Genomic DNA, 16,333 nt, shown 5'->3' with positions numbered 1-16,333 from the left:
ATGTTAGTTACCTAGTTTCACCAAGTTGGCAATAGTTTCAATCGGATTTGATGAAGAAAAAACAAAATTACCTGCCACTAAAACATTGGCACCTGCTTCGATTAAATCTAATGCATTGGCAGTAGAAACACCACCATCTATTTCTATTTTAAGTTTGGTCAAACCTTTGGAGGCAGCTAATTCAGCCAATTCTTTCGTTTTTTTAATGGCGTTTGGAATAAATTTTTGTCCTCCAAAACCAGGATTCACTGACATGATTAAAACCAAATCTACATCTGCAAGAACTTCTTCTACAACATGAACAGGAGTGGAAGGATTTAAAGCTACACCCGCTAAACAACCTAAGTCTTTAATTTGCTGTATTGTGCGGTGCAAATGCGGACATGTTTCATAATGTACTGTCAAAACCTGTGCACCAGCCTTGGCAAAAGCTTCCAAATATCTTTCTGGCTTTTCAATCATCAAATGTACATCCAACACTTTCGTCGCTCGTTTATTTACTGCTTCTAAAACGGGAAATCCAAAAGAAATATTGGGTACAAACATTCCATCCATAACATCCACATGAATCCACTCAGCTTGAGAGGCATTCAACATATCGATTTCTGAACCAAGTTCTGCAAAATTAGCAGCTAAAATTGAAGGGGCGATGATTAAACTTTCCATCTTGCAAAGGTATGAAAATTATTGGCTAAGGTTTATTTCTTAGTGCATTCCATTTAACTTTAGGAAGTTAAAAATTGATACATGGATGTGAAATTGCGGATGGAAGAATTAATCCATCAAATTAATCAATACAATGAAGCTTACTATCAGCAACATGAAAGCCTTATTTCTGATCAGGAATTTGATGCATTGTTGGCTGAATTACAAAAATTAGAAGCCGAAAATCCGCTTTTCGCCTTGGCTGATAGTCCTACTCAACGTGTAGGAGGAACCATTACCAAACAATTTAAAAGTGTCACCCATCGTTTTCCCATGCTTTCTTTGGGAAATACATATAACGAACAAGACCTAAGAGATTTTGATGAACGAGTTGCCAAAGCATTGGATGGTGAAAACTATGAATACATCTGTGAACTCAAATTTGATGGAGTAGCCTTATCATTTTGGTATGAAAATGGTAAACTTATCAAAGGCGTAACCCGTGGTGATGGATCAAGAGGGGATGATATTACGAATAACGTAAAAACAATTAAAGGTTTACCTCTTCGACTAAATTCCAGCATCTTTCCAAGGGAATTTGAACTAAGAGGAGAGGGTTATATGCCTTTGTCGTCATTTGAAGCTATCAATGAACAAAAGATTAGTCGGGGAGAAGCACCCTTAGCCAATCCTAGAAACGCGGCATCAGGTACTTTTAAAATGCAAGATTCCGCTGAAGTAGCTCGGAGAAATATGGCATGCTATATCTATGCTATGGTAGGCAATGAGAATCCATTTCAAACACATGAAGAAAGTTTAGAGGCCTTAAATTTGGCTAAATTTCCTGTATCTCCCACTTGGAAAAAATGTCAAAATGTGGAGGATGTATTAGCTTACATCCATGATTGGCAAGATAAAAGACATGAATTACCATTAAATACGGATGGTATTGTTATTAAAATCAATGATTATGCTCAACAGGAACGACTAGGATTTACGGCTAAATCACCTCGATGGGCCATTGCCTATAAATATCCTTCAGAAATCGCTGAAACGAAGATTGAAAGTATCAGTTATCAAGTAGGAAGAACAGGGAATGTAACACCTGTGGCTAATCTGAAACCTGTCTATTTAGCTGGAACAGTCATCAAACGAGCCTCTGTGCACAATGCCAATGAAATGGAGCGATTGGACCTAAGAGAAAATGACACAGTATTTATTGAAAAAGGAGGTGAAATCATTCCCAAAATCACTTCGGTAAATCTAGCAAAACGAAAAGGCGATTCACCTAAATTTCTATTCCCTGTTGAATGCCCAGCCTGTGAGACAATTTTGGTCCGTCAAGAAGGGGAGGCCAACCACTATTGTTTGAATGATAAACATTGTCCGCCACAGATTAAGGGAAAAATAGAGCATTTCATACAGCGAAAAGCGCTCAATATTGAAAACTTAGGAGTAGAGACCATCGACTTATTGGTAGAAAAAGGCATCATTCATTACCTAGCAGACCTATACGATTTACAAGCAAGTCATTTTGAAGGATTAGAAGGATTTCAAAGCAAATCCATTTCCAACATTTTAACTTCCATTGAAAAATCAAAAACTATACCATTTAGGCAAGTACTCTTTGGATTAGGAATTCGCCATGTGGGGGCCACGATTGCAGAAAAATTGGTCTTACAATTTCATTCCATGGACAACTTATCCATGGCAACATTGGAGGAATTAATAGCTGTACCTGAAATTGGTGAAAGAATTGCACATAGCTTGAAAGAATATGTAACAGATTCAGATAATATTGAGCAAATTGAACGTTTAAGGAAGGCTGGAGTTCAGTTATCCGAAGAAATTCAAGAAATAGTTTTAGAGGGAGAAGCCTTGGTCGGAAAAAGTTTTGTAATTTCGGGCGTGTTTAAAAACTTCGAAAGAGAAGAATTAAAAGACAAAATTATTGCCAATGGAGGTAAGGTTGTATCCAGTATTTCATCTAAACTAGATTATTTAGTAGCTGGTGAAAATATGGGGCCTGCCAAATTAGAAAAGGCAAATTCATTATCCATAAAAATTATCACAGAGGATGAGTTTTTAGCTCTCCTACACTAGCTCATGCATACTTTACCTAAATTTCACGGGGTAGCACCAGCCCTGATTACACCTATGCTTTCCGATCGAACGATTGATTGGAAGGCCTTAGAAAACCTTATTCAGTACGTGACAAGCGGTGGCGTCGATTATTTAGTGGTTCAAGGGACCACGGGAGAATCAGTGACTACAAGTGCTGATGAAAAGAAGAAAATCATTGCCACCGTTCAGGAAGCTAATACTAAAAATTTACCCATCGTATATGGTTTAGGTGGAAACCATACTGAAAATTTAATGGCTCAAATCAAGCAAACCTCCTTTGATGGTATTGATGCCATACTTTCGGTTTGTCCCTATTATAATAAACCTAGTGCCCGTGGAGTTATTCAACATTACCGTGCAGTAGCAGATGCGAGTCCAGTTCCTGTTATTTTGTACAATATCCCAGGAAGAACAGGTATTAATTTATCTCCTGAAACAATTTTAACATTGGCCGAACATCCTAATATTATTGGCGTAAAAGAGGCTTCTTGTGTGATAGAACAATGCATGGAGATTGCGGCGCATAAACCAGCTGATTTCCTGTTGATTTCAGGAGATGATGTTCAAGCCGTACCTATTATTTCAGTGGGTGGAGTAGGAGTTATGTCAGTGATTGCCAACGCATTTCCTCATCAGTTCTCGCAAATGATTCATGCTGCATTAGCAGGAGATTTTACAGAAGCTAGAAAATCATTGGGAAGTTTCTTAGCTATAGATCCTTATTTGTACGAAGAAGGAAATCCGGTGGGGGTGAAGAAGATTTTAGCCTTAAAAGGGATGATTCAAGCTCAAGTAAGAATGCCATTAGCCGAAGCATCTGAGGAATTGGGGCTAAAATTGAACCGTATTATTCAACAAGAAAACTTATCTAATTAATATTATGTTTGTTCACATCGTAAATTTTTGGTTAAAGAAAGGCCTAAGTGAAGAAGAAATTCAACAATTTGAAGCAGGAGTATTATCCTTAGGAAAGGTTGAAACAGTGAAAGATTTCAATGTAGGTAAACCCGCTAATACTGATCGACCTGTCATAGATCGTTCTTATGATTATTGTTTATTAACCACTTTTGTGGATGAAGCTGGACATGATTATTATCAAACAGCTCCTATACATTTAGAATTCATCAAAAACTGTGCCCAATATTGGGACAGAGTATTAATTTATGACTCAGAAAGCATTTAAAGTACTAAGTTTCGGATGTTTGTTATTGTTGGCTTCATGTTCTAAAAACGTGAAACCTTCAACCTATTATTCTCCCAATTTTAAGGATGGAGGCGTGGATAGGCACGATGGTTTAGGATTTGAGATTCCTGTGAAATATGCCATAGATGTATTTTATTTCAATGAAAGTCCGAAGCAATCCTACGAGGTCATTGAAAGTATCAGCATTTCTGGAGAAGTTCCATTGGAAAACAATCAAACTGTCAATGGAAAGATGCTCAACCGAGGAAATCATCAAACCAAGAAACAAGAAATCTTGAGTCAATTGGTAGAAAAAGCCACAGAAATGGGCGCTAGTGCCTTGATGGACGTTAAATATCAAGTTTATAGCACCCAATACGCCAATGGCTATACATTTAGTGGAAAAGCGATTCGTTACGTGTTGAAATAATTCGATAAAGAGCCAAATTTGAAATCAAGGGTTGGGCTCGATACTCATCTAACATAATGCGAATATGCTTTACCTTTCTTTCTGGGAAGGTAAGCATCCGTTTATTTCCAATAGTTTTGGCTTTAATTTGCCATTTTTCTCCGTTCTCCGATTCTATTTCAACGGTAAAAGATTTGATCCTTTGCCCTAAAGCAATGGGTTCTTGAAGCATCAAGGTATTTGAGAGTACTGGGTTGGACAATTTCATTTGAATGCTAGGTTGTGTATCACGAAGGTTAGGAGCCCAAGCGCTAGCTGGATTTGTATCCAATAAATTCTTAAATAGATAAGTTGAATTATGCGTGGTACTCACTTGAATCTTAGTGGAATTAGGATTCAACAAATTAATCAAGCTTTTCTTTCTCAAATCCGCAAATCCCATCATAGAAGCTGAATCATTGGGATGTATCAATCCGCGGGTATCCACGGGAATATTGAGAAGTAAATTAGCGTTACGACCCACAGAAGCCACATAAATCTTCATAAGAGAGTCGGGGCTTTTTACCCGATTATCCTCTTTGGGGTGATAATACCAACCTGGACGAATGGACACATCGACTTCGGGGGCCACCCAATGTGTTCCGTTTTCTTGTCCATTTTTATAGGCATCAAATTTAGGATATCCAGGATAAATTTCTTCTCGATTGATAGGGCTCCAAGAAGTTTCGTAATTGTAACCTCTTTCATTACCTACCCAGCGGATATCGGGTCCATTATCAGAAAACTGCACAGCGTTGGGTTGATATTTATTAACCATAGCATGAAATAAGGGCCAATCGTACACTTGCTTCTTTCCATTGGGGCCTTCTCCATTAGCTCCATCGTACCAAAATTCAAAAATAGGACCATATTGGGTCAATAATTCTTTTTGCATTTCAGCATATATCTTGTTGTATGCATCGGTCCCATAAGCTGGATGAAAACGATCCCAAGGAGAAAGATAAATACCTAATTTTAAACCATATTCTTTACAGGCTTGTGCCAATTCTTTCACAACATCACCTTGACCATTTTTCCAAGGGGATTTTGCGACAGAATGTGTGGTGAATTTAGAAGGATACAATGCAAATCCATCGTGGTGTTTGGCCGTTAAAATCAAGCCTTTCATACCGGAAGCTTTGGCTATTCTGGCCCAATGACGACAATCTAAGGCACTAGGATTAAAATTCGATGGTGATTCCTTTCCTTCACCCCATTCTACATTCGTAAACGTATTCATATTAAAATGAACAAAGCCATAATATTCCAAAGCTTGCCATTGAATCTGTTTCTTGGTAGGTAAGGGGGCTATAGGACTAATTTGTTGAGCGAATGTTACAAAGCTTAGGCCCAAAATAAGCGTGGAAAGTAGAATAAAACGCATGAATGTATTTTTAATGATGGGAATATTTAATTTACAAGTAGATATGTTACCAGATAAAATCCATTTTGAGAAAACCACTTTTCAAGGGTTTTTGATTTTTGATTGAACTATTTGAACATTTAACATAAGAATAATTAGTATAAAACTAAAATTAATAAAAAAAAGCAGGTAAATTAAAGCTGCTAAACTCTTTTAACTAAAAGTCACTACATGGCCTTACCCATAAACTCTGAAGAACAATTAGAACTAAGTCAAAATAAAGACAATACTAATTATTTACTTCCTTTTATCTTAGTTACCAGCTTATTTTTTCTTTGGGGCTTAGCCAATAGCTTGAATGGCACTTTAGTTAAGCAATTTCAAATTGCTTTAGATTTACAAAGATGGCAAGCTAATATTGTTGAGACAGCCTTTTATATGGGCTATTTTGTTATGGCAATTCCTGCGGGAATAGTGATGCGAAAATCAGGATACAAAATGGGCATTTTAATGGGCCTCATCCTTTACTCAGCTGGAGCATTTTTATTTTATCCTGCTGCTGCAGTAAGACAATACAGTTTTTTCTTAGGGGCATTATTTTTGATAGCTAGTGGAATAGCCTTCCTTGAAACTGCAGCTAATTTGTACGTAACCGTGCTTGGTGACCCCAAGAAAGGAGATTTTCGCCTTAATTTAGCACAATCATTCAATGGAGTTAGTACGATATTAGGTCCCGTGATCGGTGGAATTTTCATTTTTTCGGATCGGGAATATTCGCGTGATATGATTCAGGCCTTACCAAGCGCTGAAGCCGAAGCGATACGCATTAGTCAAGCAGAATCTGTTCAAGGTCCTTATTTAATCATTGGATTAGTCGTGGCCTTTGTAGCTATCTTATTCGCCATTACTAAAATGCCAGAGGTCAAAGCAGTGGGTGAAAGTAAATCAAGTGGTAATAAGATAAGCATAGCAAGTCTACTAAAAAACAAACATTTACGATTAGGCGTCATTGCCCAATTTTGTAATATTGGAGCACAAGTTTCGCTTTGGGGAAATTTTGTTGATTTTAAATTAGATTTTGCTCGGGATTCGAATTTATGGATTGTGGAGAAAATTTATCAGACAACGGAAACGATGACTGCTACGCAAATTGCTAGTTTTCATGCCTCCTTTGCCTTTATTTTATTTATGGTAGGTCGATTCATTGGGACCTATTTTATGGGTAAATATGAATCCAACCGTGTACTGGGAATTTATGCCATAGGTTCGGTGCTTTCCATCATCATTGCTATGTTAGGAGGAGGAATCTTAGCAGTTATTGCATTAATGATGGTATATTTTTTCCAATCCATTATGTTTCCTACTATCTTTGCACTGGCATGTAAAGATTTGGGAGAAGGTTCAAAATTAGCTTCATCGTTAATTATCATGTCCATTGTAGGTGGGGCTATTATTCCACCATTTACGGCTTACCTATTTAAAATAGGACCATCATTGGCATTGAGTATACCTTTAGTTTGCTTTGTGTTTATTGTATATTACGCGTACCAAGGATTTAAAATCCAAAAAGTCTAGAATTATGCAACGATTTATGCTAATGCTGGACTTGAAAAATGAATCTAAACTTATTCAAACCTATGAAAACTATCATCAAAACATCCCCGCCGAAATCGCGGAGAGCATTCGCGCATCTGGAATTGAATCCATGGAAATTTTTCGCTTTGAAAACCGACTAGTCATGGAAATTGTCGCTCATGACAGTTTCAGTTTTGAGGAAAAAAGTAAGCTTGATTCCTCAAATGAACAGGTTCAAGCATGGGAACAACTCATGAGTCAATTTCAGCAAGTGATACCCGGTACTTCAGAAGGCGTAAAGTGGGTATTAACTAAACAAATCTTTAAACTATAATATAAAACTATTTTAATGTCCCGTTCTTACTTACAAATACACCCCATAGATAATTTGCTCGTTGCCCTAAAAGATTTAAAAGCTGGTACTCTTATACAACATCAAGGACAAGAAATTACTTTAAAGGACGATATTGCTGCAAAACACAAATTTAGTACCGTCGATATTCCCAAAGGGGAAAAGGCTACGATGTACGGTGTTTTAGTAGGTGTAGCTACACAAGATATTCCCAAAGGCGGCTTAATTCATACCTTTAATTTACACCATGCTTCTCAAGATTTTTTGGGTAAGCAAAAAGAATATACCTGGGAAGTTCCGAATGTAGACCGTTGGAAAAATACTACTTTCAAAGGCTATCAAAGACCTGATGGTCAAGTCGGTACCCAAAATTATTGGCTCGTTATTCCTTTGGTATTTTGTGAAAATCGAAATATTGAATTACTTAAAAATGCCTTTATCAAAGGTTTGGGATTTCAAAAAAATGACCCATTTACGGACCAAGTAATTGAATTGAAAAAGCAATTGGAAAATGGTAAAGAATTAAAAACCAATGAAATAAAAGGTACTTTTAAAGGTGAATTATTACAAAAATCGGACTCATTTCCCAATGTAGATGGTATCAAGTTTTTACGTCATGAAAGTGGATGTGGAGAAAGTAAAGACGACTCAGACATGCTATGTGCCTTATTGGCTGGTTATTGTGCCAATCCAAATGTTGGGGGGATTTCTGTTTTAAGTTTAGGCTGCCAACATTCTCAAATTGAGACTTTTAAAAATAGTTTAAAAGCCATAGATCCTGATTTTTCTAAACCCATTCATTTCTTTGAGCAACAACAAGATGAAGGTAGTGGAGTTGAAAATTTATTAAGTGAAGTCATTTTAAAAACTTTCCAAGGGCTTGTTGAAATCAATAAAATTAGTAGAACAGATACTCCACTTTCTAAATTACGTTTAGGAGTTAAATGTGGTGGCTCAGACGGATTCTCTGGGATTTCTGCTAATCCTGCCATTGGACATACCGCAGATTTATTGGTTGCCTTAGGTGGTACAGTGATGATCGCGGAATTTCCAGAATTATGCGGTGTAGAACAAGAATTACAAAATAGGTCTATCAATTCTACAGTAGCGGATAATTTTGGCAAATTGATGCGTGAATACGCTAGAAGAGCTGAGGCTGTAGGAGCAGGATTTGACATGAATCCTTCACCAGGCAATATCAAAGATGGATTGATTACTGATGCCATTAAATCTGCTGGTGCTGCTAAAAAAGCTGGAACGTCACCCATTGTAGATGCTTTGGGATATGGTCAATATGCGAAAAAAAATGGCTTAAATTTAGTTTGTACTCCTGGAAATGATGTGCTTGCTACTACGGGTATGGCTGGTGCAGGTGCTACCGTTCAACTGTTTACTACGGGTTTAGGAACACCTACTGGAAATCCGATCAGTCCTATGGTCAAATTATCTACCAATACACGTTTAGCAGAAAAACTACCAGAAATCATTGATATTGATTGTGGTCCCATTATTTCAGGTGAAAAAACCGTCGAAGAAATGGGTGAAGAAATATTAGATTATGTGATTCGTTTAGCTTCAGGGGAAATCAATACCAAAGCCATGGAGCTTGGTCAAGATGATTTCATGTTCTGGAGAAGGGGAGTATCTTTATAATTTTGTCCTATGTTATTTTCATTAAAAAATAAGAAAGCTGTCATTACAGGTGGTGGATCCGGAATTGGAAAAGCCATATCATTACTATTCGCCAAACAGGGCGCTGAGGTTCATTTGATAGATTTAGAAAATGCTTCTTCCCGTGAAACGGAAAGAGAATTAAAACAAATTTCATCTAAATCTCAACTTCATATCATTAACATTACCCAGCTAGATGCCGTGAATAAACTGGCTTCTGAAATAGGGAACATCGATATTTTAATCAATAATGCTGGAATAGCTCAAATTGGGAATATTGAAAATACTAGCTCTGAGGGTTTTCAGGCCATTTTTGATGTCAATGTAAAAGGTGCATTTCATTGTATGCAGGCCTTTATTCCAGGCATGTTACAGCATTCGAAAGGGGTTATTGTGAATATGGCATCGGTGGCGGCTTCTGTAGGTATTCCCGACCGTTTCGGATATTCCATGACCAAAGGTGCCATTCGCTCCATGACTCAATCCGTAGCCAAAGACTATGTACAGCAAGGTATTCGCTGCAATTGCATTTCTCCTGGAAGAGTTCATACTCCATTCGTCGATGGATTTATCGCCAAAAATTATCCAGACAAAAAAGAAGAAATGTTTGCCAAATTATCAGCCACACAACCCATTGGACGGATGGCTCAGCCAGAAGAAATTGCGTATTTAGCTTTATATTTATGTTCCGATGAAGCATCATTTATTACAGGTTGTGATTATCCTATCGACGGAGGTTTTACCTACTTAAACAATTAATTAATCCCATGAAAAGCAAATTGATATTATCCATTGCCTTATTATTGGCATCATTAAGCTCTTTTTCACCTGCCAACCCCATCAAGATAGTATTCTTTGGTGATTCCATTACTCAAGCTGGGGTTTCAAAAACTGGCTATATTACTCAAATGCAAGGCATGTTGGCAGCGCAAGGTATTGGGGACAAATATGAATTAATAGGAGCGGGTATAGGAGGTAATAAAATTTATGATCTATACCTTCGTCATGAAGATGATTTACTAGCCAAAAAACCTAACATCACGGTCATTTACATCGGAATTAACGATGTTTGGCATAAAACATCCTCTAGAACAGGAACTGATGCTGACAAGTTTGAGCGTTTTTATAATGCGTTAATTAAGAAAATACAATCTGCTGGTAGTCAAGTTGTTATTTGTACACCAACCCTTATTGGCGAACGTTTTGATTCCACCAATGAAAATGACGGAGATTTAAATCGATATTCAGAAATCATACGCCGAATTGCAAAAAACAATAATTGTGCCTTGATTGATTTGAGAAAAGCTTTTTTAAGCTTTGAGCAAAACAATAATCCAGAAAATAAAGAATCTGGTATTTTAACCAGCGACCGTGTACATTTGAATGAAGCAGGAAATAAATTTCTTGCTGAAACGATGTGGTCAGTTTTAAAAGACATCAAATAATACCCAAATTCAATACATCACATGAAATTAGTTCGTTTAGGAGCCTTAAATAACGAAAAACCTGCCGTTTTAATCGATGGTAAATACTTCGATGTAAGTGCCTTTTTTCAAGATTTTAATGAAGCGTTTTTTGAGCAAGGAGGACTTGAAAAATTAGCAGATATCGTCAAAAACGAAATATTAGAAGAGATTAGTAAACGAGAAAGAATTGGTTCTTGCGTGGCTCGTCCATCCAAAATCATTTGTGTCGGATTAAATTATGCTGACCATGCCAAAGAAACAGGGGCGGCCATTCCTACAGAACCCATCTTGTTCTTCAAAAGCACATCAGCTTTAAGTGGCCCTTATGATGATGTCATTATTCCTAAAAACTCAGTTAAGACGGATTGGGAAGTAGAATTTGCGATCGTAATCGGTAAAAAAGCTTCTTATGTTAGTGAAGAGCAGGCATACGATTATATCGCTGGTTATTGCTTACATAATGATATTTCTGAAAGAGAGTTCCAGTTAGAACGAGGAGGAAACTGGTCCAAAGGTAAAGGTTGTGATACATTTGCCCCTTTAGGACCATTTTTAGCTACCAAAGACGAAATTCAAGATGTTCACAACCTAAATATGTGGTTGGATATTAATGGGAAGCGTTTTCAAACTAGTAACACAAAGCAATTGATTTTTAACGTGGCTCAAATTGTTTCTTACATTTCTCAATTCATGACATTATTGCCTGGTGATGTGATTTCAACAGGTACACCTCATGGAGTAGGATTGGGTTTAAATCCTCCTGTGTTTTTAAAAGCAGGAGATGTCATGACTTTAGGCATGGACGGTTTAGGAGAGCAAAAGCAAAAGGCCATTGCCTACGCAGTTTAGTATGATTGATGCACATCAACATTTTTGGAATTATCAGCCAGAGCGAGATACTTGGATTACCGATGATATGTCCAAGATTCAAACTGATTTTTATCCAAATGAAAGTCAAGTAATATTTGAAAAAAATGGTGTTCAGGGCTGCATAGCTGTTCAGGCGGACTCTTCCGAAGAAGAAACGCTTTTTTTGTTAGCTTTGGCAGAGCAAAATGACTTTATCAAAGGCGTGGTGGGTTGGACTGACCTACAAAATGAGCACCTAGAACGTCGACTCGAGTATTTTTCTCAATTTGAAAAATGTGTAGGTTTCCGTCACGTGATTCAGGGAGAAAAAGACCCCCTGTTCTTTCAAAGGCCCAATTTCATCCAAGGAGTGAAGCAATTAGCTGCTTTTGATTACACGTACGATATTTTAATTTATCCACATCAATTAAAAGAAAGTATAGTATTTGCACAAAAAGTAAATAGTCAAAAACTGATATTAGATCATTTAGCTAAGCCTCCCTATAAATCAAACGATTTAACAAACTGGAAGAAGAACATGCTAGGATTTAAAGAACTTGAGCATGTTTCTGCCAAAATTTCAGGACTAGTAACTGAAGCAGATTGGGCCAATTGGACAAAAGATGAGATCAAAGAGACTATCGATGTGGCCATTGAAGTTTTTGGTCCCAAAAGATTATTATTTGGTTCAGATTACCCAGTCGTATTAGTGGCTTCAACCTTAGAAAAATGGTTGGAAGTCTTTCATGAAAGTATAGCTAGCTTATCTGCTACTGAACAAGCGGATATCAAATTGAATAATTGTTTAGCGTTTTATCAAGTAGAACTATAATGAACCTAGGACTTAAAGAAAAGGTCATCATCGTAACTGGTGGTGCCAAAGGAATCGGAGAAGGAATTAGTCAATCATTGGCTTTAGAATCTGCCATGGTGGCTATTGTGGGAAGGAATAGAGAAGATAATGAAAAGGCAATCGCCAAGATACAAGCTACGGGAGGACAAGCTTTCTCCTTTGTTGCTGAACTTAGTCGACCCGAAGAATGTGACCGCGTGGTCAATGAAGTTTACCAATTTTTTGGTAAAATAGATGGCTTAGTGAATAATGCGGGAATTAACGATGGGGTAGGATTGGCTTCGGGAACCTATGAAAAATTCATGCAGTCGTTACACTCCAATTTGATTCATTATTATTTGATGGCCAAAGCCTGCTTACCGCATTTAATTCAATCAAAAGGAGCAATTGTTAATATTGGTTCTAAAGTGGCTGAAACAGGTCAGGGTGGTACTTCTGCCTATGCTGCAGCCAATGGAGGCAGAAATGCGCTAACCCGAGAATGGGCAGTTGAGTTATTGAAAGAAGGCGTTCGAGTGAATGCTGTTATAGTAGCGGAATGTTATACTCCTTTGTACGACAGATGGTTAAAAACCCTTCCTAATCCAGAAGAAACCTTGGCCTCCATCACCGAAAAAATACCATTAGGAAAGCGAATGACCACTCCGGAAGAATTAGGGGATATGGTTACTTTTTTAATGTCTAAAAAATCAAGTCATACGACGGGTCAATTAATCCATGTAGACGGTGGTTATACACATTTAGATCGTGCATTGATATAAGATGAGCATTGATTATACAGAAATTCAAAGTCCTGGTTTATTGGTCTTTCCTAACAAGGTCAAGGAAAATATCGCTTATGTATTGAGTTTAGTAGATGGAGATCCCAATCGATTAAGACCTCATATCAAGACACATAAAACGAAGGAGGTCAATGACTTATGCATTGAGGCTGGTATCACAAAATTTAAATGTGCGACCATAGCTGAGGCGGAATTATTAGCTTTGTCATTTGCCCCATCTATTTTATTGAGCATGCAGCCAACAGGGCCTAATATAATCCGTTTGGCAAATTTAGTACAAGCTTATCCTAAAAGTCAATTTGCTTGTTTAGTCGATGATCTTCATGCCGCTGAAGCTATTTCCGCCATATTTCTAAGTCAACAACTTAGTATTGATGTATTCATTGATATTAATGTAGGTATGAATCGAACTGGTATCAATTCTACACAGGCTGCTTCTTTGATTCATCAAATAAAGAATTTACCAGCTTTAAAAATTAGTGGTCTTCATGCCTATGATGGCCATATCAGGGACTTGAGTGTAGAAGAGAGAAATGCGCATGTGCAACGAGATTTCAGCGAATTTAAGGACTTGGTTCAATCAATTTCATCTGAATTTCCTTACTTAGAATTGTGTGTAGGAGGAACTCCCAGCTTTTTAGTTCATCATCAGAACCCAGCCTATGTATGTAGTCCTGGTACTTTTGTCTTTTTTGATGCGGGATATACAGCACTTTATCAAGAAAATAGTTTAAAACCAGCACTTTTCATCATTAGCCGTATCATTTCAAAACCTAGTAAAACAACTATTTGCTTGGATTTGGGACATAAATCCGTGGCAGCAGAAAACACCATAGAGAATCGAGTACGATTCATCGATCAACCAGAATTTAAGTTATTGAGCCAAAGTGAAGAACATGGTATCGTAGAAGTGCCTGATTCTGATATTTTTGAAATAGGTCAGGAGTTTTTAATGATTCCTTACCATGTTTGTCCTACTGTAGCCTTGCATGCTAATTTGCAAGTAATCGAAAATGACAAATTTGTGGGCAATTGGGAAGTAAAAGCTAGAAACAGAAAAATCAACATATAACATGCTACTATTTGATGCACATTTAGACCTCAGCATGAATGCTTTGGAATGGAATCGTGATTTAAGAGCTTCATTAAAGGACATTAATGAAAGGGAAAAAGGCATGACTGATAAACCCGATCGAGGCAATGCTGTCATTTCTTTGGAAGAATTGAGAAAAGGGAATATTGGAATTGTAGTGGCGACCCAAATAGCACGTTATGTGGATAAAAGCTCTACTTTACCTGGTTGGCACTCGCCAGAACAAGCCTGGGCTCAAACTCAAGGACAATTAGCCTATTACAAAGCACTAGAAGCTTTGGGGGAATTAAGTCCGATCAGAAACTGGTCAGAATTACAAACTCATGTAGCATATTGGAATAGCAGTCAAGATAGCAAAAAGAAGATTGGTTACATTTTAAGTTTGGAAGGTGCCGATTCCATTATCACGGTTGATCATTTAGATATTGCGTATAACTATGGATTAAGAGCTTTAGGACCAGCGCATTATGGCCCTGGAAGATATGCGCAAGGAACCAATGCAACGGGAGGATTGGGTGAGAATGGAAGGGCTCTATTAGCCAGAATGCAACAATTAGGTATTATTCTTGATGCCACTCATTTATGTGATGATAGCTTTTGGGAAGCCATGGAGCATTATAATGGCCCAGTTTGGGCTAGTCATCATAATTGTAGAGCTTTGGTCGATCATAATCGCCAATTTACGGATGAACAATTTAAGGAATTGATTCGTAGGGGTGCTGTCATAGGTATGCCATTGGATGCATGGATGATGGTTCCCAATTGGGTAAGGGGAGTCTCCACTCCTCAAAATATGCAGGTGAGCTTGAATACCATGATTGATCACTTGGATCATATTTGCCAAATTGCAGGAAATACCAATCACGTAGGGCTTGGGACTGATCTAGATGGTGGATTTGGTACAGAACAATGTCCCTATGACCTTCAATCTATTGCCGATTTGCAAAAAATACCTAATTTACTAAGCAAAAGAGGCTATTCGTCAAATGACATTGAAAAGATCTGTCATAAAAATTGGATTGGGTTTCTGGAGAAAAACTGGCAATAAATTATGAATTATAAAATATAGATTATAAATATTGGGAATAAAACAGATTTAAAAGGAGTCAAGAAAACTATCATTCATTTACAATTTATATTTTATAATTTATCATTCATTTGGGGGGTATCCCCACTGAAGTCCAGCCACCATCGATTACTAAATATTGACCAGTGATGTGTTTAGAAAGGGGAGAGAGGAAAAATAAAGCTGCATTTGCGATGTCTTCTACCGTGGCTGGATATCCCAAAGGAGTGATAGCAGACCATTCCTTAATATAATCTTGATCTGAAAGTGTTCTTTCTGTTAAAGTGGCCCCTGGGCTAATCGTATTAATACGAATCTGAAAAGGAGATAAGTCAATCACCAAATTCTTTGCCAATTGATTTAAAGCAGCCTTGGTCATACCATAAGCAGCTAAATCAGGATGCGCCTGATGACCTGTAACGGACGACATCAATAAAATACTTCCTCCATTTCCTGCATCTCGTAGTTTTTTAGCCACCAATTGCGCTAAAAAGAAAGTTCCTTTGATGTTTATCTTCAATATTTGATCCAAAGACTCTTTAGTATATGACCAAAAATCACCAAAAGTAGTAATACCTGCATTACAAACGCATCCCGCTAATGTTCCGGGGGTTTCATCCACCAAAATAGAAAGAGAATCTAAAAATTCATCGGAACTTGCATCTGCGCAAATACTGGAAAATTGATATAGTCCTAAATGGTGTAATTGGGCTTTAGCTTTATCAATTTGATCTTGATTGATATCATTCCAAATCACATAATTACCTTGCAACAAAATAGATTTAACTATCTCAAAACCAATTCCTTGCGCTGCACCTGTAACAATATACTTTAACATAATTCTGTATAAAATGAAAGAGGCC

17 protein-coding genes are annotated in these 16,333 nt (G+C 37.4%); 14 read left to right on the top strand and 3 right to left on the bottom strand.

All coding sequences use genetic code 11. The annotated features are described in order from the left end of the window. Positions 1–3: 3 nt before the first annotated feature. Positions 4–666 carry a ribulose-phosphate 3-epimerase gene (rpe, locus tag G9H65_RS03890; RefSeq protein WP_166374039.1) on the bottom strand — a complete coding sequence of 221 codons (663 nt, stop codon included), beginning with the start codon at positions 664–666 and terminating at the stop codon, positions 4–6. An 81-nt stretch (positions 667–747) separates the two neighbouring features. Here rpe and ligA point away from each other — a divergent pair, with 81 nt between their 5' ends. Genes ligA through G9H65_RS03870 form a run of 4 tightly spaced genes read left to right on the top strand, consistent with a single transcriptional unit; the run spans position 748 to position 4,382 of the window. After that, positions 748–2,748, top strand: coding sequence for an NAD-dependent DNA ligase LigA (gene ligA / locus G9H65_RS03885; protein ID WP_166374038.1), 2,001 nt, complete (start codon positions 748–750; stop codon positions 2,746–2,748). A 3-nt stretch (positions 2,749–2,751) separates the two neighbouring features. Further along, positions 2,752–3,645 carry a 4-hydroxy-tetrahydrodipicolinate synthase gene (dapA, locus tag G9H65_RS03880; RefSeq protein WP_166374037.1) on the top strand — a complete coding sequence of 298 codons (894 nt, stop codon included), beginning with the start codon at positions 2,752–2,754 and terminating at the stop codon, positions 3,643–3,645. A gap of 4 nt (positions 3,646–3,649) precedes the next feature. Next, positions 3,650–3,952, top strand: a complete 303-nt coding sequence (locus G9H65_RS03875) for a Dabb family protein (RefSeq protein WP_166374036.1) — start codon at positions 3,650–3,652, stop codon at positions 3,950–3,952. Beyond that, entirely contained in the window at positions 3,933–4,382 is a 450-nt protein-coding gene (locus G9H65_RS03870) for a hypothetical protein (RefSeq protein ID WP_166374035.1), read from the top strand. The genes G9H65_RS03875 and G9H65_RS03870 overlap by 20 nt, the downstream gene beginning before the upstream one ends. Here G9H65_RS03870 and G9H65_RS03865 read toward each other — a convergent pair. Continuing rightward, positions 4,348–5,784: an alpha-L-fucosidase gene (locus G9H65_RS03865; protein ID WP_166374034.1), complete on the bottom strand. Its 1,437-nt coding sequence runs from the start codon at positions 5,782–5,784 to the stop codon at positions 4,348–4,350. The genes G9H65_RS03870 and G9H65_RS03865 overlap by 35 nt on opposite strands. Before the next feature lie 210 nt (positions 5,785–5,994). Here G9H65_RS03865 and fucP point away from each other — a divergent pair, with 210 nt between their 5' ends. The 10 genes from fucP to G9H65_RS03815 are packed head-to-tail and all read left to right on the top strand — an operon-like array spanning position 5,995 to position 15,452. Next, complete coding sequence (gene fucP, locus G9H65_RS03860; protein ID WP_166374033.1) at positions 5,995–7,338, top strand: L-fucose:H+ symporter permease; 1,344 nt, start codon at positions 5,995–5,997, stop codon at positions 7,336–7,338. Positions 7,339–7,342: 4 nt separating this feature from the next. Then, complete coding sequence (locus G9H65_RS03855; protein ID WP_166374032.1) at positions 7,343–7,672, top strand: L-rhamnose mutarotase; 330 nt, start codon at positions 7,343–7,345, stop codon at positions 7,670–7,672. Between the two features lie 15 nt (positions 7,673–7,687). After that, positions 7,688–9,343 (top strand): UxaA family hydrolase, encoded by a 1,656-nt coding sequence (locus G9H65_RS03850; RefSeq protein ID WP_166374031.1) that lies wholly within the window; start codon positions 7,688–7,690, stop codon positions 9,341–9,343. A gap of 9 nt (positions 9,344–9,352) precedes the next feature. Continuing rightward, a complete protein-coding gene (locus G9H65_RS03845; RefSeq protein WP_166374030.1) occupies positions 9,353–10,120 on the top strand; it encodes an SDR family NAD(P)-dependent oxidoreductase in 768 nt (255 codons plus the stop codon). An 8-nt stretch (positions 10,121–10,128) separates the two neighbouring features. Beyond that, positions 10,129–10,806, top strand: coding sequence for an SGNH/GDSL hydrolase family protein (locus G9H65_RS03840; protein WP_166374029.1), 678 nt, complete (start codon positions 10,129–10,131; stop codon positions 10,804–10,806). 21 nt (positions 10,807–10,827) lie between these two features. Then, on the top strand, positions 10,828–11,676 hold the full coding sequence (locus G9H65_RS03835; protein WP_166374028.1) for a fumarylacetoacetate hydrolase family protein: 849 nt from the start codon (positions 10,828–10,830) through the stop codon (positions 11,674–11,676). Position 11,677: 1 nt separating this feature from the next. Beyond that, positions 11,678–12,508 carry an amidohydrolase family protein gene (locus tag G9H65_RS03830; protein ID WP_166374027.1) on the top strand — a complete coding sequence of 277 codons (831 nt, stop codon included), beginning with the start codon at positions 11,678–11,680 and terminating at the stop codon, positions 12,506–12,508. Continuing rightward, complete coding sequence (locus tag G9H65_RS03825; RefSeq protein ID WP_166374026.1) at positions 12,508–13,290, top strand: L-fucose dehydrogenase; 783 nt, start codon at positions 12,508–12,510, stop codon at positions 13,288–13,290. The genes G9H65_RS03830 and G9H65_RS03825 overlap by 1 nt, the downstream gene beginning before the upstream one ends. A gap of 1 nt (position 13,291) precedes the next feature. Next, positions 13,292–14,383, top strand: a complete 1,092-nt coding sequence (locus G9H65_RS03820; RefSeq protein ID WP_166374025.1) for a D-TA family PLP-dependent enzyme — start codon at positions 13,292–13,294, stop codon at positions 14,381–14,383. 1 nt (position 14,384) lies between these two features. Further along, complete coding sequence (locus G9H65_RS03815) at positions 14,385–15,452, top strand: dipeptidase (RefSeq protein ID WP_166374024.1); 1,068 nt, start codon at positions 14,385–14,387, stop codon at positions 15,450–15,452. Between the two features lie 106 nt (positions 15,453–15,558). Here G9H65_RS03815 and G9H65_RS03810 read toward each other — a convergent pair whose 3' ends face one another. Further along, positions 15,559–16,308 carry an SDR family NAD(P)-dependent oxidoreductase gene (locus G9H65_RS03810; RefSeq protein ID WP_166374023.1) on the bottom strand — a complete coding sequence of 250 codons (750 nt, stop codon included), beginning with the start codon at positions 16,306–16,308 and terminating at the stop codon, positions 15,559–15,561. Positions 16,309–16,333 lie beyond the last annotated feature (25 nt).

The organism is Aquirufa ecclesiirivi (assembly GCF_011250515.1).
GTDB classification, from domain to species: Bacteria; Bacteroidota; Bacteroidia; order Cytophagales; family Spirosomataceae; genus Aquirufa; species Aquirufa ecclesiirivi.
Note: the sequence above shows the minus strand (reverse complement) of the source record. Positions and strands in the feature narration are given on the sequence as shown.